Here is a 19,644-nt window from a genome sequence, read left to right as displayed (position 1 = left end):
ACGGTTGCCCGGAGGGTGCCGAGGGCGGCGTTCTGTGACGGCCGTCCCGGCCGGGCGCGTGAACAACAACACGTCACGAAATCGTCGTCGCACACCGTCATCCGTGTCGTGCGCGCCCTCGTGCCGGGTGCTCAGCCCTCGGAGCCCTGCGCTCCGTCCGGATCGGCCGGCTCCCGCAGATGCCGGTCGAAGAACGCGACGATCCGGCGCCGGGCGTCCTGGGTGGCCGGGTCGTCGTAGGCCGTGCGGCTGAACCGGCCGAGCACCCGCAGCATCGGCGAGAGGTCCTCGGGGTCGTGGTCGTTCATGAAGCCGTGACCCACCCCGGGGTAGATCCTGATGTCGTGCGCCACCTCGGTCTCGGTGAGGATGCCCTCCAGGCGGCGGCCGGCGTCGGCGCCCAGGGGAGTGGTGTCCGCCCCGCCGTAGCTGCCCACGATGGGGCAGGCGTCCGGGAGCCACTGCTCGGCGCCCTCGGGGCACCCGCCGTAGTTCGTGCTCGCGGCCGAGAACCCGTGCTCCACGGCGAGGGCGAGCGCGTAGCCGCCGCCCATGCAGAAGCCGACGACCCCGATCCGGCCCGTGCAGTCGGGGCGCGCGGCGAGCCAGGACCGCGCCGCCTCGACGTCGTCGAACGTGCGTCCCCGGCGGGCGCCGATGTCCTTCATGATCGTGCGCAGGCAGCGGAGCCGGCCGCCCCAGTAGAAGAGGTCCGGGGCCACGGCGAGGAACCCCTCGCCCGCCAGCCAGTCCGCCTGGTGGCGCAGGTCCTGGCTCATCCCGGTGAAGTCGTGCACGAGCACCACCCCGGGCCAGGGCCCCGGGCCGTCGGGCACCGCCACGTGGACGGGCATCTGCCCGTGACCGGTGGCCACGAGGACGTCGCTCATGGCCCGTCAGGCCTGCCGGGCGTGCACGGCGTCGGCGGTGCCGGCCGCCACGAGCCGCTTGCGGTAGGACATGCCGCCGACCAGCGCCACCACGAACAGCACCGACATGACGACGAGCAGCGGCCACGGGCCGAACTGGTAGATCAGCGGCACCGAGGCGGCGGTGATCAGCCCGCCGCCGAAGAACGGCTCGAAGAACAGCTGCTTGTAGCCGAAGGCCTCCATCGCCGGGCTCTCGTCGTGCGGGTCGGCGATGCGCATCAGGATGAGGCCGGTGGCGGTGACACCCATGGACTGACCGAAGTCCGCGATGCCGCGCTCGAGCCAGTAGTCGGGGATGACCTTGGGCACGAAGAGGAGCAGGAAGCCGGTGCAGAAGACGACGCCGGCGACGGACAGGACCAGGAAGACCTCCCAGTTCGCGGCGATCGCGGTGAGGGACAGGGTCGCGATCGCGGCGAGGATCAGGAAGTCGAGGGCGAGCCCCTGGATGCGCAGCATCATCTGGTGGTCCAGCAGGTGGCCGATGCCCCGCCAGTCCATGACCAGCTGCACCACCACGCCGCCCAGCATGGCGAGCGGGAACAGGGGCACGAACGCGAGCAGCTCCACGGTGTCCGCCCACAGGGCCTGCTCGACCCACTGCAGGGCCGTGAGGATGAGGTAGCCGATGAGGATCGCGATGCCCACCACGGCCACGTGCAGGGTCAGCGGCTCGATCGAGGCCGGCCGGGAGGTCATCATGGCCGCGGGGATGTTCTCGTCCCGGCGGTAGAGGCCCTTCTGCTCCTCGACGGACTGCTCCACGTTGCCCTTGAGCACCTTGGTGCGCCCGGTGCGCACACCCCAGTTGATGACGGCGATCCCGATGACGATGCCGCCCACCAGGCCGATCGTGGCCATGCCCAGGGCCAGGTCCGCGCCCTCCTCGAAGCCGAGCTCCTCCATCACGGGGCGCATCCCGGCCGCGGTGCCGTGGCCGCCCTCGAAGCCGATCTCGATGAGGGCCCCGGCCATGGGGGAGATCCCGAACAGGGGACCGAGGACCGCGATCACCAGCAGCAGGCCCACGACGTACTGGCCGGAGCCGAAGGCGAGACCCACCGACAGCTGCGGGCCGGCGAGCCGGGCGACGCGCCGCGGACCGGGAATGGACGCCCCGAGGAAGAGCGTCGCGAAGACCACGCTGATGAGCAGGCTGGGCAGGGTGGCCCAGACCTCGAGGATCTCCGGGGTGAACACGCCCCCGTCCGCGAGCCAGCCGACCCCGGCGGCCTCTCCGACCCGGCCCAGGACCTGGGGGCCGGCGAGCAGGGCGAGGAAGCCCGCGATGATGGAGCTGGGCAGGAAGATCTTCTGGATCCACCGCACCCGGACCCGCAACCACTTCCCCACGAGGAACAGCGCTGCCAGCAGGATCAGGGCGAAACCGACGTGGTTGGGGCTCATGGCGGGCTCCTGGGTCGAAGGCTCGTGCGGTCGGGCCAGTCTACGCACGCGTGTCCGGCGGCACACCCGGGGCCGCCGGGGCGGGCGCCCGCCCCGGTACCCTGGCAGGCGTCCCCTCTTCCCCTGCCCAGGAGCACCTGTGACGCCCTCGTCGCCCCCGGACCGTCCCTCGACACCGCCGGCCACCACGACCACCGCCACGACCACCCCCGGCGGGGAGGTCCGCCGCAGCATCCCGGGCAACGTGGTACGCGGCGCGCTCATCGGCGTGGTCGAGACCGTCCCCGGGGTCAGCGGCGGCACCGTGGCCCTCGTGGTCGGCATCTACGACGAGCTCATCAACTCCGCCGGGCACGTGGTCTCCGCCGGCAGGCGGGCGCTGCTCGGGCCCGACCGGGCCGCCGGGGTGCGGCACCACCTGGCCCGGGTGCACTGGCGGATCGTGGTGCCCGTGGTGATCGGCATGGTCGCGGCCCTGCTCACCGTGGCCGGGCCCATGAGCCACCTCGTCGAGGAGTACCCCGTCACCATGCGGGCGCTGTTCTTCGGCATGGTCCTGGCCTCCATCGGGGTGCCCCTCCGTCTGGCGGGCGGGGCCCTGCGGGCCCGGGACGCGGCCGTCGTGGCGCTCGCGGCCGTGCTCGCGTTCGTGCTCGTGTCCGTGCCGCCCACCACGGTGGCCCCCGCGCCGCTGCTCATCGTGCTCGCGGCCATGGTCGCGGTGTCCGCGCTGCTGCTCCCCGGGCTCTCCGGCTCCTTCCTGCTCCTGACCATCGGGCTCTACCAGCCGACGCTGCGGGCCGTCGACGAGCTCGACCTCGGCTACCTGTCCCTGTTCTTCCTCGGGGCGGCCCTGGGCATGGTGGTCATCGTCAAGGGCCTGCAGTGGCTCCTCGACCACCACCACCGCGTCACCATGCTGGCGCTCACCGGGCTCATGCTCGGCGCCCTGCGCACGCTGTGGCCCTGGCAGCTCGAGGACCGCACGCTGCTCTCCCCCGAGGGGGACTGGTGGGTGCAGCTGCTCGCGGCGGCGGCCGGCTGCGTCGTCGTCCTCGCCCTGCTGGCCGTCGACGCCCGCACCCGGGCGCGCACCGGCCACGGCTCCCAGGAGGAGCTCGCCGGCGTCGAGTCCGGCGACGACGCCGACGAGGCCACCGACAGCACCCGGTAGACGGCCGCGGGCCGCCCCCGGCTCAGCCCGCGGGCGGGCGCCACGCCTTGCCCGCGTCGAGCGCGGCCATCAAATGCGGGCCGGCAGCCTCCTCCACGACCTCCCGGGGGCCGACGACGACGAGCAGGGACCTCGCGCGGGACATGCCCACGTAGACCATGTGCTGGGCCCGGACCATGTCCTGGAAGCCGTTGACCGCCAGGACCACGGCCGAGCGCTCGAGGCCCTTGAAGCCCAGGACGTGCCCGTAGAAGACGTCCTCCTCCGCGAAGTGCCCGTCCCAGTAGGCTCCGAAGCCCTCCGTGTCCACGATCTCCCGCTGCACCGGGTGGCGCCTGCCGGTGGTCAGCAGCGCGATGCGGCCCGGGTCCCACCCCTCGTCCTGGAGGGCGACCACGGCGTCGTCGGCAAGCTCCAGGACGGCCCCCGGCTCGACGTCGACGAACCGCACCGCCGGGCCCTCCCCGTTCCGGCACCGCTGCGGCTCCCGGGCGAGTGGGGCGAAGGCCCGGGCAATGGTGGCGGTGTTGCGCAGGTTGTCGTCCAGCGGGAACGGGTTGAGGTCGATGGGGGCGTGCCCGTCCCGGTCGAAGATGCGCTGGTGCTCGTCGGTGAACACGAACAGCACGCCCCGGTCCGGGTCCTCGAGGCACTGGACCAGCGCCTCCCACCACAGCTCCCCGAAGTCCTGTCCCTCGTCCACGACGATCGCGTCGAACCGGTCCCCGTCCGGACGGGCGGCGGCCAGCTCCCGCAGCCGCTGGGGGAGCCGGTGCTCCCAGTAGTCGGGGTCGTCGTCCTCGCCGGGCTCCGCACCCCATTCGACGGGCAGCCGGTGGAACAGGCCGATGTACGCCGGGCGCTCCTCCTCCGGCCACGCCCGGGACATCAGCTCGAAGTACCGCGCGAGCCCCCGGGAGTAGCACACGAGCGCCGTGCGGTGCCCGTCGCGGGTCAAACGGCGGGCCTTGAGCATGGCCAGGTGGGTCTTGCCGGAACCGGCGCCTCCGGTGATCTGCGCGCGGTGCTGCCACCGCAGCAGGGACAGGGTGCGCTCCTGCTCCCGGGTGAGCTGGTTGCCGGAGTCCTCGAGCTCCCGGGCGAGGTCCTGCACGTTGCACAGGGACAGGTGGGTGCGGCGCAGGTTCTTGACGATCAGCTCCACGGTGATCGCATCCGGTGGGCGGTAGGCCTGCGTGCTGCGGCGCAGCACCTGGTTCAGCCGTCCGGCGATGCCGTCCAGGTCGGTGCGGTCGAACAGCCGGTCCCGCGGGGCGTCGGGGACGTCCCAGTCCCCGGGCAGGCGCGTGTAGGGCAGGGCCGCGAAGAACGTGGTCCGCCCGCCCCCGCGGGACAGCCGCGGCGCCAGGTAGTCCAGGAGGGCGTGCATCCCGGACCGGGCCTGCTCCAGCGGCGACCGCTTCAGCCGGTGCGCCCCACCCCGGCCGGACTGGTGCCACTGCCCGTTCCGGACCGAGATGTCCCCGCCCTTCACCTCGATCACCGCGTTGCCCACACCCGGCCACAGCACCAGGAGATCCAGTTCCGCCTCGACCTCGTCCCCGGTGATGCGCTGCCCCGAGATCAGCACCGCGTCCTCGGGGAGCTGCGCCCGCAACGCCTCCCAGACGCACTGCTCCGCTTCGAAGCCGGGCGGGAACTCCGGGGACTCCGGGAAGGTCTGCGGCATGGCCCCAGGCTACCCAGGATGTGCCATCGCAACCGGGAGGCGGTGCGCCGTCGCGTGACGAGGCGCGATCCGCGACCCCCTCATGCCGGCGGGTCGTGTTCTGCCGGTACGAGCGGCGCAATCCGACAGGACGCGACCCCTCGCGGTGGCAGGAGGCGGAACGCGACCCCTCGCGGCGGGGGGAGACGGAACGCGACCCCTCGCGGCGGCGGGGGAGGCGGAGCACGGCGAAGGGCCCCGGTGTCGACTGCGACACCGGGGCCCTCCGGGTGGTTCGACGGCTGAACCGTGCTGCTACATTCCGTCCTTGAAGTTCTTGCCCGCGTCCTTGACGTTCTCGCCGGCCTGCTTGGCGCTGCCGGACAGCTTGTCCGCCTGGCCCTCGGCCTGGAGGTCGCGGTTGTCGGTGGCGTCGCCGACCTTTTCCTTAGCGGTGCCGCTCGCCTTCTCCGCGGCGTTGCTGATCTTGTCTCCGAGTCCCATGGGCTCTCCCTCCGGTCGGTGAACAGGTGCTACCAGCGTAGACCCCTCAGCATGCTGAGGGAACAGGCGGGGCGCCCCGGAAGGGGTCATTCCCCCCAGGGCGAACAGCGCCCGCTCAGCGCTCCGGGACGTCGAGGCCGGCCGCGGCCAGGCGCTCCCGCAGCCAGGCCGGGATCCTGCGGTCCATCCTCCGGTAGCGCCCGAGGTGCCGGCGCCAGTCCTCCGCGGCGACCGGGTGCGGGGCGTGCGCCGGGAGGGCGGGGTCGTCGTCGTAGTTGAGCACGAGCTCCACGCCGGGGCGCTGCCAGCGCCGCCCGGCCACGGTGACGATCAGCGTGGCGGACAGCCACGACCCGTCCACGAGGTCGGCGTAGTCCTCCTGGAGGGCCCGGGCCAGCCGGCGCGGGGTGCTGCGCAGGCCCTCGGCGTCCACGGGGCGGCAGGTCGTGCGGTCGCCGCGGACCTCTCGCACCTGCAGGCGCAGGTCCCGGCCCACGCTCAGGACGTCCAGCACGAGCGCGTCCCATCCGGGCTCGGTCCCGTGGGCGCGGACGAGCCACCGGGCCAGCCGGTCGATGGTCCTGCGCTGCCGGGGGCTCTGGAGTCTGTCGGTCCGCACGGGCACACGCTAGCAAGCGCCGGGCCGGCGGCTCAGTCCGCCGTGATGACCACCTTCACCGCGCGGTGCTGCGCGGCGTTGCCGAACAGCTCGTAGGCCTCCTCCATCTGGGACATGGTGAAGCGGTGGGTGGCCATCGCCTTCGCGTCCAGCCGGCCGGACCGGACCATGTTGAGCAGGCTGCCCACGGTGCGGCAGTCCACGAGCCCCATGTTGATGCGGACGTTGGAGATCCACATCCGGTCCAGGGGCAGCTCCACCGGCTTGCCGTGCACGCCGGCGTTGGCCACCGTGCCGTAGGGCCGGACCACGTCCAGGCAGGTCCGGAAGGTCTGGGGCACGCCCACGGCCTCGATGGCCACGTCCACGCCGAGGCCGTCCGGGGACAGCGCCCTGATCCGCTCGACGGCGTCCGGGTCCCCGGCGTTGACCTTGTCCGTGGCCCCGAGCTCGAGGGCCTTGTCCATCCGGTTCTCGTCGAGGTCCACGGTGATGACGCGCCCGGCGCCGCAGAGGTTCGCCGTCATGACCGCGCCCAGGCCCACCGGCCCCGCGCCCACGATCGCGACCGTGTCGCCGGGCTTCGTGTTGCCGTTGAGGATGCCGATCTCGAAGCCCGTGGGCAGGGCGTCGGTCAGGAACAGGACGTCCTCGTCGTCGAGACCCTCCGGGACCTTGTGCACGGAGGTCTCCGCGAACGGCACGCGCACGTACTCGGCCTGCGTGCCGTCGATGAGGTGCCCGAACACCCATCCCACGCCGCCCAGGGTCTGGCAGTGGGAGGGCTGGTTGTTCCTGCAGTAGGAGCACTTCCCGCAGTTGGTGACCGCGGGGATGATGATCCGGTCGCCGGGCTCCAGCCCGGTCACGGCGTCCCCGACCTCGGTGATCGTGCCGACCGCCTCGTGGCCGAGGACCCGGCCGTCGACGACGGCGGGGACGTCGCCCTTGAGGATGTGCAGGTCGGTGCCGCAGATGGTGGTCGTGTCGACCTTCGCGATGACGTCGGTGGGGTCTTGGAGGGTCGGGTCCGGGACCTCCTCCCAGGCCTTGCGGCCCGGTCCGTGGTAGACGAGTGCCTTCATGGGGTCCTCCTCGGTCGCCGGTCCGGCGGGCTGCCGGGCCGCCCGTCCTCATCGTAGGCGCGAGGATCCCGGGCCGGCAGGGCTCACTGGTAGGAGACGAACCATGGCTGCGGCTCGATCGCGGACGTCTCCTCCGGCGTGAAGGTGGGCGTGTCCTCGTCGTAGAAGTTCTTCCACGCCATCCGGATCCCCTCCGGCAGGCCCTGCTGCAGCCGCTCCCACGTGCCCGTCTTCAGCTCCGGGGTGCCGTGGCCGTCGGCGTGTAGGACCAGCGCGAGCTCCGGGCGGGAGGCGTCCACGAGGTGGCGGTTCGTGATCATCGACTCCGCGAACTGGTGCAGGACCACCACCTTCTGCGGCAGGTCGTTGTCCCGGGTCAGGCCGGCGAGCCACGCCGTGGTCGCGTTGATCTCCGCGGCGTCCACCGAGCCGATCTGCACCATGTGCACCTGGTCCGGCCCCAGCCGCCACTCCGGGTCCAGGGCCAGGCCCACGTTGGGGAGCTCGAGCAGCTCCTGGTACTGCTGCGCCTGGCTCAGGAAGTCCTGCCGGCCGGGCTGGAGGTCCAGCACCACGTAGACGTCGTGCTCCGCCGCGGCCTCCACGTACGGGCGCAGCTCCTCGACCGGGAGCTCCTCGGAGTAGTCCCCGTCCTCGCCGGGGCCCGCGGAGGCCGTGGTCGCGATGATCTCGAACGCGGGGACCACCGGCACGTCGCTGAAGGGCTCGTACTGGGCGGCGAGCTCCTTCGCCCGGACGGCCGACTCCTCGGGGCCCTGCTCCCCGAGCACGCCCAGAGCCGGGGTCCCGGGGCGGCCGTAGAGGGCCACCATCCGCCGGTCGGGGAACACCTCGGTGCCCCCGCCGATCAGCTCCGCGGGCTCCTCGGGCACGGGGGTCGGGGAGGGGGCGGCCGACGACGGCGACGCGTCCGCCGCCGGTGTCGCCGCCGAGCCGCTGCCAGCGCCCTGGGCGCAGCCGGTCAGGAGGAGCGCGGCGCACAGGGCCGGGACGAGGGGGCGGGGCAGCGGCGAGCGGGTCATGGTCTGTCCTGGGGCCGAGGGGCAGGGGGGTCCGCCCAGCCTACGCACCGGCCGGTGCGCCGGACGGGAACAGGACCCGGAACGGTGCCGGCCGCGGCGCGGGTGCGTCACGCGGCGACCCGGGCGGTCCGGGACCCCGCGACCGGGGCGGCCCGGGACCCGGCGGCCCGCCGGACCTCAGGCGGTGCCGGGCTCCCCGGACCCGCCCAGCTCGCCCAGCTCCTCGAGCAGCCGCAGGCCGCGCTCGGCCCAGGCGATCTCCTGGTCGGCGCGGGCCACCTGCCCCTCGTAGGCGAAGACCTTGAACCGGGTGATCCGCTCCCACTGCTCCTCGGGGTTGGCCGCCAGCCGGCGCGCCAGCGTGGGGCTCGTGCGGTCCTGGAGCGCCCTGATCTGCTGGAGGGCCTGCGCGCGCTGGTCCCGGTAGTGCTCGATGTGGGCGTGCAGCTGCGCGGCCGCGGCGCCGGGGGAGGCCCACTCGAAGTAGGCGGCCCGCAGGTGGGCGGGGTCCCGCTCCCGGACGTAGCCGAGCGGCTGGTCCTGCCACTGCCGCAGGGCGCGCTCGCCCTCGGGCGTGATCGAGTACTCCGTCTTGGTGGCCCCGCGCGATCCCCAGGGGACGGGCCGGCTCGTGAGCAGCCCCTCCGCGTGCATCTTGCGCAGCTCCGGGTAGATCTGCGAGTCGGGGGCGTGCCACACGTGGCCCACGGAGGAGCTGAACTGCTTGACCACGTCGTAGCCGGTCAGCGGCCCCGAGGAGAGCAGTGCCAGCAGGGCCGAGCGGAGGCTCACGGGCGGTTCCTTCCGTCGCAGCAGGGGTCGTCCTGCTGAGCCTAGCCGGGAGCCGGCCCCGTGACCCTTGTCACTCACTATGGACATAGATATTGTGTGTCCTGCGCCACGACTATCTATCGAGATAGTGAGTGGATCGTGCTCGCCCCGGACCGCCCAGCAGAGGACCGCACCATGACCGTCGCCGCCACGAGGACCACCTCCACCGCCAAGCTCCTGTCCCACCCGCTCGACGCCTGGTACGTGGCCGGGTGGGACCACGAGATCACCGCCAAGGGCATCCTCTCCCGCACCGTGGCGGGCCGCCCGCTGGCCCTGTACCGCACCGAGGACGGCCGTCCCGTGGCCCTGGCGGACGCCTGCTGGCACCGGCTCGCCCCGCTCTCCCAGGGCCGGCTCGTGGGCCGCGACGAGATCCAGTGCCCGTACCACGGGCTGCGCTACAACGCCGCGGGGCGGTGCACCTCGATGCCCGCCCAGGAGACGCTGAACCCCTCCGCCACCGTGCCGTCCTACCCGGTGCTCGAGCGCCACCGCTACGTGTGGGTGTGGCTGGGCGACCCCACGCGGGCGGACCCCGCCCTGTTGCCCGACATGCACCAGATGGACAGCCCCGAGTGGGCCGGCGACGGCGAGACCATCCACGCCCCCTGCAACTACCAGCTGGTCCTCGACAACCTCATGGACCTCACGCACGAGGAGTTCGTGCACTCCTCCAGCATCGGCCAGGAGGAGCTGTCCGAGTCGGAGTTCGAGACCACCCACGACGAGCGCTCCGTGACCGTGACCCGCTGGATGCGCAACATCGACCCCCCGCCCTTCTGGCTCAAGAACATGCGGGACCGGTTCCCGGGCTTTGAGGGCAAGGTGGACCGCTGGCAGATCATCCACTACACCTTCCCCTCCACCATCTGCATCGACGTCGGCGTCGCCGAGGCCGGCACCGGGGCGCCCGAGGGGGACCGCTCCCGCGGGGTCAACGGCTACGTGATGAACACGATCACCCCGGAGACGGACCGCTCCTGCCACTACTTCTGGGCCTTCATGCGCAACTACCGCCTGGAGAGCCAGCTCATCACCACCCAGCTGCGCAACGGCGTGCACGGGGTGTTCGGGGAGGACGAGGCCATGCTGCAGGCCCAGCAGGCGGCCATCGACGCCAACCCCGAGCACGAGTTCTACAACCTCAACATCGACATGGGCGGGATGTGGGTGCGCCGGCTCCTCGAGCGCGCGCTCGAGGCCGAGGGCCGCCCCGCCGCCGCCCCGGCCGCTCCCGCCGGGGCCTGAGGAGGGGTCGTGGCCGATTCCCAGCACGAGGTCTGGCAGCGCGCCGCCGTCGTCGCCGTCGAGGACGTCGCCGCCGGCATCCGGCGCGTCGTCCTGCGTCCCGACCGGCCCTGCCCGGTGCGGCCGGGCGAGCACGTGGACGTCCGCGTCCTCGTCCACGGCGAGCAGCAGGTGCGCTCCTACTCCGTGGTCGACGCCGACGCTGACGGCGCGCAGCTCGCCGTCAGCGTCTTCCGCACCCCCACCTCCCGCGGCGGCTCGATCTTCATGCACGGTCTCGAGCCCGGGCAGGTCCTCGAGATCACCCAGCCGCTGCAGAACTTCCCGCTGCGCGTGGGGGCCCCGTCCTACGTCCTGCTGGCCGGCGGCATCGGCATCACCGCGATCGCCGGGATGGCGGCGCTGCTGCGCCGGCTCGGCGCGGACTACCGCCTCGTCTACGTTGCCCGCTCCCGGCCCGCCATGGCCTACCTCGACGACCTGGCCGCCCTGCACGGGGACCGGCTCGAGGCGCACATCGACGACGAGGGCGGCTCGCTCGACGTCCCGGCCCTCGTGGCCGGCGTGCCTGCGGGCGCCGAGCTCTACATGTGCGGCCCCATCCGGCTCATGGACGCGGTGCGCCGCGCCTGGGTCGAGCGCGGGCTGGACCCGACCGGCCTGCGCTACGAGACCTTCGGCAACAGCGGCTGGTTCGAGGCCGAGCCGTTCGTGGTCCGCGTCCCCCGGCTGGGCGCCGAGACCGTCGTCGGCCCCGACGAGTCCCTGCTCGAGGCCCTCGAGCGGGAGGGACTCGACATGATGTCCGACTGCCGCAAGGGCGAGTGCGGGCTCTGCCAGGTCAAGGTCCTCGGCCTGGCCGGGCGGATCGACCACCGCGACGTGTTCTACTCGGACCGGCAGAAGCAGACCGGCACGTCCATGTGCTGCTGCGTCTCGCGGGTGGTCTCCGCCGCACCGGCGGCCGATCCCGGCGAGCGCCCGGCCGCCGTCCTCACCATCGACGTCCCCTGAGAGGCTCCCCATGGACATCCGACACCAGATCGACGCATCCAGGATGTCGTCGTACCAGTGGCTCATCATCGCGGTGACCACGTTCCTCAACGCCCTCGACGGCTACGACGTGCTCGCCATGGCGTTCACGGCCACCTCCGTGACCGAGGAGTTCGGGCTCTCCGGCTCCCAGCTGGGCTGGCTGCTCAGCGCCGGGCTCATCGGCATGGCCGTGGGCTCCCTCGTCCTCGGGCCCTTCGCGGACCGGTACGGCCGGCGGAGGATCCTCGTGCTGGCGCTCGCCGTCAACGCCCTCGGCCTGTTCCTGTCCACCACGGCCGGGTCCGTGCTCGAGCTCGGGCTGTGGCGCGTCGTCACCGGCCTGGGCGTGGGCGGCATCCTCGCCTCCGCCACGGTGATCACCAGTGAGTACGCCAGCGCCCGCCACCGCGGCATGGCCGTGAGCATCTTCACCGCGGGCTACGGCGTGGGCGCCACCCTCGGCGGCATGGGCGCGACCCAGCTGATCCCCGCCTTCGGCTGGCGCTCCGTGTTCCTCACCGGCGGCCTGCTCACCCTCGTGGCGATCGCGCTCGTGCTGGCAGTGCTGCCCGAGTCCGTGGACTACCTCCGCACCCGGCGGCCCGCGGGCGCCGTGCAGAAGCTCGACCGCATCGCCCGTCGCCTGCGCCTCGAGGGGGAGGTCGAGCTCGGCCCCGTCCCGGCGGGCGCCGGCGAGCGGCGGAGCAGCGTGGGCCTGCTGCTCAGCGGCCGCTACCGCACCGCGACCCTCCTGCTGTGGGCGGCCTTCTTCGTCATCATGTTCGGCTTCTACTTCGCCAACTCCTGGACGCCCCGGCTCCTCGTGGAGACCGGGATGACCGAGCAGCAGGGCATCGTCGGCGGGCTCATGCTCACGATGGGCGGCACTTTCGGGTCCCTGCTCTACGGCGCGCTGACCACCAGGTGGGACGAACGGCTGACCCTGATGGCCTTCACGGTGCTCTCCGCGGTGACCCTCGTGCTGTTCATCACCACCACGTCCGTGCCCCTGCTGGCGTTCTCCTCCGGCGTGGTGGTCGGCATGCTCATCAACGGCTGCATCGCCGGGCTCTACACCGTGGCGCCCATGACCTACGAGCCCGGCATCCGGACCACCGGCGTGGGCTGGGGCATCGGGGTCGGCCGGGCCGGGGCGATCCTCGCCCCCATCGCGGTCGGCGCGCTGCTGGACACCGGCTGGACCCCCACGCAGCTCTACGTCGGCGTGGCGGTCGTCGTCGCCCTCGCGGCCCTGGCCCTTGTCCGGCTGCGCCCCTACGAGGAGACCGCCGAGGAGACCGCCGAGGAGTCCGCCGCCGCGTCCGCCGCGGGCGCGGCCGGACCGGCCGGTGAGCGACCGGGGCTCACCAGCCCCGGGTCCCCGGAGCGCCCTTGAACGGACCGACCACCCGCGAGGTGATCCAGCCCCCGTAGAAACCGCCCTCCTGCGGGAGCACCTGCTCCCCGGCGACGAGGCACCGGTCCATCATCCCGGGCATCAGCGCCACGTGCCCGCGCAGGGACTCGAAGCCCGGCGCGGGGGAGGGGTAGGTCCAGGCCGCCCGCGGCGCGGTGCGGGCCCCGCCCCGGAGGTCGAAGTACGCCGCCGCGCCCTTCCACTCGCACCACGAGCTGCCCTCGCACGGGACCAGGGCGCCCTCGGCGAAGGCCTCGCGGGGCAGGTAGTAGGTGGGCGGGTGGCTGGTCTCGAGCACCCGCAGCGCGGCCGTGGTGGAGGCGATGCGCGCACCGCCCAGCCACACCTCCACGTGCTCCCGGGTGGGCTCGGTCCGGGGCGGTCTCGGGTAGTCCCACACGGACTCCTGGCCGGGGCCGGGGGTCTCGGGCCGGGGTCGTCTCATCTGCGCTCCGTCCGGACGCCCGCCCGTCCGCGCCGGCCGGCGCGGTCTTCGGGCGTCACACAGTGGTGAGTGCTGCATCACTATGCTACGGCGCATGACGACACCCTGGAGTGCTTGCCCCGGAAATCATAAGGTTCTGGGATGCTCATCTCAGGCCTTCTCATCGGCGCCGCCCTCGGGTTCGTCCTCCAGCGCGGCCGCTTCTGCGTCACCGGCGCGTTCCGCGACGTCTGGATCGCGAAGAACACGTGGTGGCTGTCCGCCTTCTTCGTGGCCATCGCCGTCCAGGCGGTCGGCATCTGGGTGCTGAACGCCCTCGGCGTCATCACCCTCGAGGCCTCGGCCTTCCCGTGGCTGGCCACGATCGTGGGCGGCTTCGTCTTCGGCTTCGGCATCGTCCTCGCCGGCGGCTGCGCCACCGGCACCTACTACCGCGCCTCCGAGGGGCTCGTCGGCTCCTGGTTCGCGCTCATCTTCTACGCGCTGTTCGCGACCATCTCCAAGTACGGCCCGCTGGCCGGGACCACCGAGGCCATGCGCGGCGTGACGGTCGGCACCCAGGGCTCGATCCACGAGACCCTCGGCGTCTCCCCGTGGGTGCTGGTGCTGGCCCTCGTCGCCGTCACCGGTCTGTGGGCCCGCCACCACCTCACCAAGCCGCGGATGAAGATGGCCACGCTCCCGCCGGAGCGGACCGGCCTGAACCACCTGCTGTTCGAGAAGGCCTGGAACCCGTTCGCCACCGCCGTGGTCATCGGCGTCATCGCGATCATCGCCTGGCCCGCCAGCTGGGCCACCGGCCGCGAGTCGGGCCTCGGCATCACCACCCCGTCCGCGAACATCGCGAGCTACCTGACCACGGGCGACCTCGAGCTCGTCGACTGGGGCGTGTTCCTGGTCCTGGGCATCCTGATCGGCTCGTTCATCGCGGCCAAGGGCTCGGGCGAGTTCAAGCTCCGCGTTCCCGATGCGCAGACCATCGTCCGCTCCATCGGCGGCGGCGCCCTCATGGGCGTCGGCGCGGCGTGGGCCGGGGGCTGCACCATCGGCAACGCCCTGGTCGCCACTGCCGCGTTCGAGTGGCAGGGCTGGGTCAGCTTCGCCGTCATGATCCTCGGCACCGGCGCGGCCGCCAAGCTCTTCATCGCCCCCCGCAAGACGTCCGCCGCCCCGGGCCGCGTCCCGGCCGGCGTCTGACCCACCGACCCCCAGCCCCAGGAGGCACCACCCATGGCACAGCACATCCTCGAGACCGACGGTCTCGTCTGCCCGTTCCCCGTGGTCGAGGCGAAGGCCGCGATGGCCGGGATGCCCGCCGGCGACGAGCTCGTCATCAACTTCGACTGCACCCAGGGCACCGAGGCCATCCCGCGCTGGGCGGCCGAGAACGGCTACCCCGTCACGCAGTTCAGCAAGCGCGGTGCGGCCGAGTGGTCGATCACCGTGCAGAAGGCCTGATCCCCGGCAGTCCCACGCAGCGGCGGACCCCCGCGACCGAGCATTCTCGGGCGCGGGGGTCCGTCGTCGTCGGTGGGCCCGGTCACACCGGACCCTACTAAAATGAACGCTGATCATTTAGAGTGGCAGGCACCGCGTTCTCGCCCGCAGAGAGGAACCACCATGAGCGACGTCCTGCAGAACTACGTCGACGGCGCCTTCGTCGACGCCCACGGCACCGGCCGGATCGACGTGGTCGACCCCACCACCGGCACCACGGTCGCCGTCTCCCCGGTCTCCGACGCCACGGACGTGGACCGGGCCTTCGCCGCCGCCCGCGCGGCGTTCCGGAGCTGGAAGCGCACCACGCCGAGCGAGCGGCAGCTCCTGCTGCTCCGGCTCGCGGACGCGCTCGAGGCGCACAGCGACGAGCTCGTCGAGGCCCAGCACCGCAACACCGGCCAGCCGCGGCAGATGATCGCCGACGAAGAGGTCGCCGCCGGCGCCGACAACCTGCGCTTCTTCGCCGGCGCCGCCCGGACCCTCGAGGGCAAGGCCGCGGCGGAGTACCTGGGCGGGCACACCTCCTACGTGCGGCGCGAGCCGGTCGGCGTCGTGGCGCAGGTGACGCCGTGGAACTACCCGCTGCTGATGGCGATCTGGAAGCTCGGCCCCGCGCTGGCCGCCGGCAACACGGTGGTCCTCAAGCCCTCGGACACCACCCCCGGGTCCACCCTCGTCCTGGCCCGGCTCATCGACGGGATCTTCCCGGCCGGCGTGGTCAACGTGCTGCTCGGGGACGGCTCCACGGGAGCGCTCATGACCGGGCACCGGACCCCGGCCATGGTCTCGATCACCGGGTCCGTCCGTGCCGGCCGTGCCGTGGCCCTCGCCGCGGCGCAGAACCTGACGCGCGGGCACCTGGAGCTCGGCGGCAAGGCGCCCGCGGTCGTCTTCGCGGACGCCGACCTGCCCGCCGCGGCCAAGGCGCTCGTGGAGTTCGGCACCTTCAACGCCGGCCAGGACTGCACCGCGGTGACGCGCGTCCTGGTCCAGGACAGCGCCCACGACGAGTTCGTGCGCCTGCTCGCCGCGGCCGCCCGGGACATCGTGACGGGCGACCCGGACGAGTCCAAGAACTTCTACGGCCCGCTCAACAACGCCCGCCACTTCGAGGACGTGTGCCGCAAGCTCGCCGAGCTGCCCGAGCACGCGAGCGTGGTCACCGGCGGGAAGCCGGTGGCGGGCTCCCCCGGCTACTTCTTCGAGCCCACCGTGGTGTCCGGGGTGCGCCAGGACGACGCCCTCGTCCAGGAGGAGACCTTCGGCCCGGTGCTCACCGTGCAGCCCTTCGCCACGGAGGAGGAGGCGCTCGAGCTGGCCAACGACGTCGACTACGCCCTCGCCTCGAGCGTGTGGACCACCGACCACGGCACGGCCATGCGGGTCTCCCGCGAGCTCGAGTTCGGGTGCGTCTGGGTCAACACCCACGTCATGCTGGTCTCCGAGATGCCGCACGGCGGGTTCAAGGACTCCGGCTACGGCAAGGACCTCTCGCTCTACTCGGTCGAGGAGTACACCCAGGTCAAGCACGTGATGCACGCCCTGGACGCCTGAGCCGGTGCGGCCGGGGCTCAGTCCTGGCCGGCGGATCCGTCCTGGCCGGCGGATCCGTCCTGCCGGTCGGCCCGGTCCCGGGCGGCCGCCAGGCGCAGCCGGAAGCCCTCCAGCATGGCGGTGAGGGCCGCGTCGAAGGCCGCGTCCGCCGCGGCGGCGGCGTCCGCCGGCCGTGCCTGCACGGCGGCGGCGAACACCGGGGCGAGGTCCGCGCGCTCCCCGGGGTCGAAGATGTCGGCGGGCGCCGTCGCGTCGTACGCGGCGCCGAAGACGAGCGACTCGATCGAGACGATCACGTCCACGATGCTGGCGCGCTCCCAGCCCGCGTCCGCGAGCCCGGAGGCCACGGTCTCGTACATCTGCAGGGTGTGCGGGGAGTCGGCGACCGGCTGGACGGCCATGATCGGGATCATGGCCGTGTGCTGGGCGTAGCAGTCCCGGTAGGACCGCGCCCAGCTCTCGAGGGCCCGGTCCCACGGGACGGTGCCGAAGGCGGAGCAGTCGATGCCCTGGTTGATCGCGTCCTGGACCCGGATCAGCACCTCGCGCTTCGACGGCGTGTGGTTGTACAGGGCCGAGGTGGAGACCTTCAGCTCCCGCGCGAGCTCGGTCATCGTCAGGTGCCGGTAGCCCCGGGTGGCCACGATCTTGATCGCGGCCTTCGTGATCCGCTCCTCGGAGAGCACCGGATGGCGCGGGCGACCGCGACGCCGAGGGGCGGGGCCGGCGGGAGCCATGAGCAGATCCTCCTGCGGTCGGGGCATGTGGCGCTTCCTCCTGAGTCTAGGTGCAACGAGTTGGTGACGGCTCTTGACGAGCACGGGCCGGAGCCCATTTAATGAACCTAATTCATTTTAGTGTGAAGGAGAGCACAGTGACCGATCAACGCACCCTGGGCAGCGAGACCGCGATCGAGCGCGACGTCGTCGTCGTGGGGGCCGGCCCCGCCGGGCTCATGGCCGCCCGCACGCTCGTGGCCGCCGGGCGGACCGTGGCGGTCCTCGAGGCCCGCGACCGCGTGGGCGGGCGCACCTGGTCGAAGACCGTGGACGGCGCGTTCCTGGAGATCGGCGGGCAGTGGATCTCCCCCGACCAGACCGAGCTGCTGGCGCTGGTCGACGAGCTCGGCCTGGAGACCTACCAGCGCTACCGCGAGGGCGAGTCCGTCTACCTGGCGCCGGACGGGACCCGCCACACCTACACCGGCTCGATGTTCCCGGCGGGGGAGTCCACGATCGCCGAGATGGAGAAGCTCGTCGCGCTCCTGGACGGGCTCGTGGCCGAGATCGGCGCCACCGAGCCGTGGGCGCACCCGGCGGCCCGGGAGCTGGACACCATCTCCTTCCACCACTGGCTGCGGCAGCACTCCGACGACGAGGCCGCCTGCAGCAACATCGGGATCTTCGTGGCCGGCGGGATGCTCACCAAGCCCGCGCACGCGTTCTCCGTGCTGCAGGCCGTGCTCATGGCCGCCTCCGCCGGGTCCTTCTCGAACCTCGTGGACGAGGACTTCATCCTCGACCGGCGCGTGGTCGGCGGCATGCAGTCCGTCTCGGAGACCATGGCGGCGGAGCTGGGCGAGGACGTCGTCTTCCTGGACACCCCGGTGCGCACGATCCGCTGGGCCGGTGACGGCGGCACCTACGCCGAGCACGTCCCGGGCACCCCGGTGACCGTGTGGTCCGACCGGCTCACGGTGCGGGCGAAGGACGTGGTCGTGGCCGTCCCGCCCAACCTCTACTCCCGGATCTCCTTCGAGCCGCCCCTGCCGCGGCTGCAGCACCAGATGCACCAGCACCAGTCGCTGGGCCTCGTGATCAAGGTGCACGCCGTCTACGAGACGCCCTTCTGGCGGGACAAGGGCCTCTCCGGCACCGGCTTCGGCGCCCACGAGCTCTCCCAGGAGGTCTACGACAACACCAACCACGGGGACCCGCGCGGCACCCTGGTCGGCTTCGTCTCGGACGAGCGGGCCGACGAGCTCTTCGGCCTGCCCGCCGAGGAGCGCCGCCGGCTGATCCTCGAGTCCCTCTCCCACTACCTGGGGGAGGAGGCCCTGCACCCGGTGGTCTACTACGAGTCCGACTTCGGCTCCGAGGAGTGGACCCGCGGCGCCTACGCCGCCAGCTACGACCTCGGCGGCCTGCACCGCTACGGCGCCCACCAGCGCACCCCGGTGGGCCCGATCCGCTGGGCCTGCTCCGACCTCGCGGCCGAGGGCTACCAGCACGTCGACGGCGCCCTGCGGCAGGGCCGGCTCGCCGCGGCCGAGGTCCTCGGCGCCGGCTCGCTGACGGGCGCGGAGCGATGACCACCGCCGGGGTGCCGCGCTACGTGGTCGGCTACAGCGGCGACCGGCGCAGCCGGGACGCCGTGCGGCTGGGCGTCGCGCTCGCGCGCGACGTGGGCGCCGAGCTCGAGGTCGTCCTCGTGCTGCGCGCGGACGACCCGTACCAGCAGGTCTACCCGCCGGTGGGGGACATCTCGCCCGTGCTCCGCCGGCAGGCCCACCAGTGGCTGCGCGAGGCCGCCGCCCTGGTGCCCGAGGGGATCACGGCCCGCACCCACGTGCGGGAGGCGCGGTCCGTGCCCACCGGCCTGGTCGAGGCCGCCACCGAGCTGGGGGCCGCGATGATCGTGGTCGGCGCCGGGACGGGCGGCGGCCGCTTCACCCTGGGTTCCGTGGTGAACGCGCTGCTGCACAGCTCGCCGGTCCCCGTGGCGCTCGCCCCGCGCCGTTACCCCGGGGACGAGCCGCTGACCCGGGTCTACGCCGCCGTGGGCACCCGCCCCGGGGCGCACCAGGTCATCCGGGAGGCCGCCGAGGCGGTCGAGCGCTCCGGCCTGGAGCTGGAGCTCCTCTCGTTCCTCGAGGGCGAGGCCGCGGACCCGGGCGCCACCGAGCAGGCCCGCCGGCGCGTCGAGGAGCACCTGGAGGCCGCAGCGGCCGAGGCCCGCCGGACCGGGCCCGTGACCGTGCGGGTCGCCTCCGGGCGGACCCTCAAGAAGGCCGCGCAGGACGTCGACTGGGCTCCCGGCGGCCTCCTGCTCATCGGCTCGTCCCGCCTCGCCCAGGGGCGGCAGACCTTCCTGGGCACCACCGCAGCACGGCTGCTCAAGCACGTCCCGGTCCCGATGGTCGTGGTCCCACGACCGGCCCGCACGGAGGAGAACTGAT

Annotated in this window: 19 protein-coding genes; 9 read left to right on the top strand and 10 right to left on the bottom strand. The window is 72.9% G+C overall.

Annotated features, from left to right (window positions below; genetic code table 11):
• Positions 1-131 precede the first annotated feature (131 nt).
• Positions 132-890 (bottom strand): dienelactone hydrolase family protein, encoded by a 759-nt coding sequence (locus tag CK505_RS01165; RefSeq protein ID WP_095649913.1) that lies wholly within the window; start codon positions 888-890, stop codon positions 132-134.
• Between the two features lie 6 nt (positions 891-896).
• Positions 897-2,339, bottom strand: a complete 1,443-nt coding sequence (locus tag CK505_RS01160; protein WP_095649912.1) for a sodium/glutamate symporter — start codon at positions 2,337-2,339, stop codon at positions 897-899.
• Between the two features lie 139 nt (positions 2,340-2,478).
• On the opposite strand from CK505_RS01160, the gene CK505_RS01155 reads away from it, so the two are divergent.
• Complete coding sequence (locus CK505_RS01155; protein WP_095649911.1) at positions 2,479-3,513, top strand: DUF368 domain-containing protein; 1,035 nt, start codon at positions 2,479-2,481, stop codon at positions 3,511-3,513.
• A gap of 22 nt (positions 3,514-3,535) precedes the next feature.
• Here CK505_RS01155 and CK505_RS01150 read toward each other — a convergent pair whose 3' ends face one another.
• The 6 genes from CK505_RS01150 to CK505_RS01125 all read right to left on the bottom strand — a co-directional run bounded on the left by CK505_RS01150 (position 3,536) and on the right by CK505_RS01125 (position 9,225).
• Entirely contained in the window at positions 3,536-5,203 is a 1,668-nt protein-coding gene (locus CK505_RS01150) for a nuclease-related domain-containing DEAD/DEAH box helicase (RefSeq protein WP_095649910.1), read from the bottom strand.
• Between the two features lie 294 nt (positions 5,204-5,497).
• The gene (locus CK505_RS01145; protein WP_035925348.1) at positions 5,498-5,686 is read right to left on the bottom strand and encodes a CsbD family protein; all 189 of its coding nucleotides are present in this window, start codon (positions 5,684-5,686) and stop codon (positions 5,498-5,500) included.
• Positions 5,687-5,801: 115 nt separating this feature from the next.
• Positions 5,802-6,305: a hypothetical protein gene (locus CK505_RS01140; protein ID WP_141246757.1), complete on the bottom strand. Its 504-nt coding sequence runs from the start codon at positions 6,303-6,305 to the stop codon at positions 5,802-5,804.
• A gap of 32 nt (positions 6,306-6,337) precedes the next feature.
• A complete protein-coding gene (locus CK505_RS01135) occupies positions 6,338-7,390 on the bottom strand; it encodes a zinc-dependent alcohol dehydrogenase family protein (RefSeq protein ID WP_095649908.1) in 1,053 nt (350 codons plus the stop codon).
• 83 nt (positions 7,391-7,473) lie between these two features.
• Positions 7,474-8,433: a hypothetical protein gene (locus CK505_RS01130; protein ID WP_095649907.1), complete on the bottom strand. Its 960-nt coding sequence runs from the start codon at positions 8,431-8,433 to the stop codon at positions 7,474-7,476.
• 177 nt (positions 8,434-8,610) lie between these two features.
• A complete protein-coding gene (locus tag CK505_RS01125; RefSeq protein ID WP_017834003.1) occupies positions 8,611-9,225 on the bottom strand; it encodes a PadR family transcriptional regulator in 615 nt (204 codons plus the stop codon).
• 174 nt (positions 9,226-9,399) lie between these two features.
• On the opposite strand from CK505_RS01125, the gene CK505_RS01120 reads away from it, so the two are divergent.
• Genes CK505_RS01120 through CK505_RS01110 form a run of 3 tightly spaced genes read left to right on the top strand, consistent with a single transcriptional unit; the run spans position 9,400 to position 12,946 of the window.
• Positions 9,400-10,515: an aromatic ring-hydroxylating dioxygenase subunit alpha gene (locus tag CK505_RS01120; protein WP_017834002.1), complete on the top strand. Its 1,116-nt coding sequence runs from the start codon at positions 9,400-9,402 to the stop codon at positions 10,513-10,515.
• Between the two features lie 9 nt (positions 10,516-10,524).
• The gene (locus CK505_RS01115) at positions 10,525-11,529 is read left to right on the top strand and encodes a PDR/VanB family oxidoreductase (protein WP_095649906.1); all 1,005 of its coding nucleotides are present in this window, start codon (positions 10,525-10,527) and stop codon (positions 11,527-11,529) included.
• A gap of 10 nt (positions 11,530-11,539) precedes the next feature.
• Positions 11,540-12,946 carry an MFS transporter gene (locus CK505_RS01110; protein ID WP_217987512.1) on the top strand — a complete coding sequence of 469 codons (1,407 nt, stop codon included), beginning with the start codon at positions 11,540-11,542 and terminating at the stop codon, positions 12,944-12,946.
• Here CK505_RS01110 and CK505_RS01105 read toward each other — a convergent pair.
• Entirely contained in the window at positions 12,915-13,412 is a 498-nt protein-coding gene (locus CK505_RS01105; RefSeq protein WP_095649904.1) for a DUF427 domain-containing protein, read from the bottom strand. The two genes, CK505_RS01110 and CK505_RS01105, sit on opposite strands and share 32 nt — an antisense overlap.
• A 141-nt stretch (positions 13,413-13,553) precedes the next feature.
• Between CK505_RS01105 and CK505_RS01100 the strand changes: the two genes are divergently transcribed.
• The 3 genes from CK505_RS01100 to CK505_RS01090 all read left to right on the top strand — a co-directional run bounded on the left by CK505_RS01100 (position 13,554) and on the right by CK505_RS01090 (position 16,466).
• Entirely contained in the window at positions 13,554-14,609 is a 1,056-nt protein-coding gene (locus CK505_RS01100; RefSeq protein WP_095649903.1) for a YeeE/YedE family protein, read from the top strand.
• A 33-nt stretch (positions 14,610-14,642) separates the two neighbouring features.
• Entirely contained in the window at positions 14,643-14,870 is a 228-nt protein-coding gene (locus CK505_RS01095) for a sulfurtransferase TusA family protein (RefSeq protein ID WP_095649902.1), read from the top strand.
• 162 nt (positions 14,871-15,032) lie between these two features.
• Positions 15,033-16,466, top strand: a complete 1,434-nt coding sequence (locus tag CK505_RS01090) for an aminobutyraldehyde dehydrogenase (RefSeq protein ID WP_095649901.1) — start codon at positions 15,033-15,035, stop codon at positions 16,464-16,466.
• A gap of 17 nt (positions 16,467-16,483) precedes the next feature.
• On the opposite strand, the gene CK505_RS01085 is transcribed toward CK505_RS01090, so the two are convergent.
• On the bottom strand, positions 16,484-17,230 hold the full coding sequence (locus CK505_RS01085; RefSeq protein ID WP_369680084.1) for a TetR/AcrR family transcriptional regulator: 747 nt from the start codon (positions 17,228-17,230) through the stop codon (positions 16,484-16,486).
• A gap of 110 nt (positions 17,231-17,340) precedes the next feature.
• On the opposite strand from CK505_RS01085, the gene CK505_RS01080 reads away from it, so the two are divergent.
• Both CK505_RS01080 and CK505_RS01075 read left to right on the top strand, forming a co-directional pair.
• Positions 17,341-18,777, top strand: a complete 1,437-nt coding sequence (locus CK505_RS01080) for an NAD(P)/FAD-dependent oxidoreductase (protein ID WP_017833994.1) — start codon at positions 17,341-17,343, stop codon at positions 18,775-18,777.
• Positions 18,774-19,643 carry a universal stress protein gene (locus CK505_RS01075; RefSeq protein WP_017833993.1) on the top strand — a complete coding sequence of 290 codons (870 nt, stop codon included), beginning with the start codon at positions 18,774-18,776 and terminating at the stop codon, positions 19,641-19,643. Before CK505_RS01080 ends, CK505_RS01075 begins: the two co-directional genes overlap by 4 nt.
• Position 19,644: the final 1 nt, after the last annotated feature.

The organism is Kocuria sp. WN036 (assembly GCF_002287015.1).
Taxonomy (GTDB): domain Bacteria; phylum Actinomycetota; class Actinomycetes; order Actinomycetales; family Micrococcaceae; genus Kocuria; species Kocuria rosea.
This window is presented reverse-complemented; position numbering and strand designations above follow the sequence as displayed.

What these genes read in the sequence shown, in the direction of transcription:
- CK505_RS01105 (WP_095649904.1), bottom strand. Translation starts at nt 13,412, where the DNA reads ATGAGACGACCCCGGCCCGAGACCCCCGGCCCCGGCCAGGAGTCCGTG.
- CK505_RS01145 (WP_035925348.1), bottom strand. Translation starts at nt 5,686, where the DNA reads ATGGGACTCGGAGACAAGATCAGCAACGCCGCGGAGAAGGCGAGCGGC.
- CK505_RS01165 (WP_095649913.1), bottom strand. Translation starts at nt 890, where the DNA reads ATGAGCGACGTCCTCGTGGCCACCGGTCACGGGCAGATGCCCGTCCAC.
- CK505_RS01090 (WP_095649901.1), top strand. Translation starts at nt 15,033, where the DNA reads ATGAGCGACGTCCTGCAGAACTACGTCGACGGCGCCTTCGTCGACGCC.
- CK505_RS01135 (WP_095649908.1), bottom strand. Translation starts at nt 7,390, where the DNA reads ATGAAGGCACTCGTCTACCACGGACCGGGCCGCAAGGCCTGGGAGGAG.
- CK505_RS01130 (WP_095649907.1), bottom strand. Translation starts at nt 8,433, where the DNA reads ATGACCCGCTCGCCGCTGCCCCGCCCCCTCGTCCCGGCCCTGTGCGCC.
- CK505_RS01150 (WP_095649910.1), bottom strand. Translation starts at nt 5,203, where the DNA reads ATGCCGCAGACCTTCCCGGAGTCCCCGGAGTTCCCGCCCGGCTTCGAA.
- CK505_RS01100 (WP_095649903.1), top strand. Translation starts at nt 13,554, where the DNA reads ATGCTCATCTCAGGCCTTCTCATCGGCGCCGCCCTCGGGTTCGTCCTC.
- CK505_RS01095 (WP_095649902.1), top strand. Translation starts at nt 14,643, where the DNA reads ATGGCACAGCACATCCTCGAGACCGACGGTCTCGTCTGCCCGTTCCCC.
- CK505_RS01085 (WP_369680084.1), bottom strand. Translation starts at nt 17,230, where the DNA reads ATGCCCCGACCGCAGGAGGATCTGCTCATGGCTCCCGCCGGCCCCGCC.
- CK505_RS01110 (WP_217987512.1), top strand. Translation starts at nt 11,540, where the DNA reads ATGGACATCCGACACCAGATCGACGCATCCAGGATGTCGTCGTACCAG.
- CK505_RS01160 (WP_095649912.1), bottom strand. Translation starts at nt 2,339, where the DNA reads ATGAGCCCCAACCACGTCGGTTTCGCCCTGATCCTGCTGGCAGCGCTG.
- CK505_RS01120 (WP_017834002.1), top strand. Translation starts at nt 9,400, where the DNA reads ATGACCGTCGCCGCCACGAGGACCACCTCCACCGCCAAGCTCCTGTCC.
- CK505_RS01075 (WP_017833993.1), top strand. Translation starts at nt 18,774, where the DNA reads ATGACCACCGCCGGGGTGCCGCGCTACGTGGTCGGCTACAGCGGCGAC.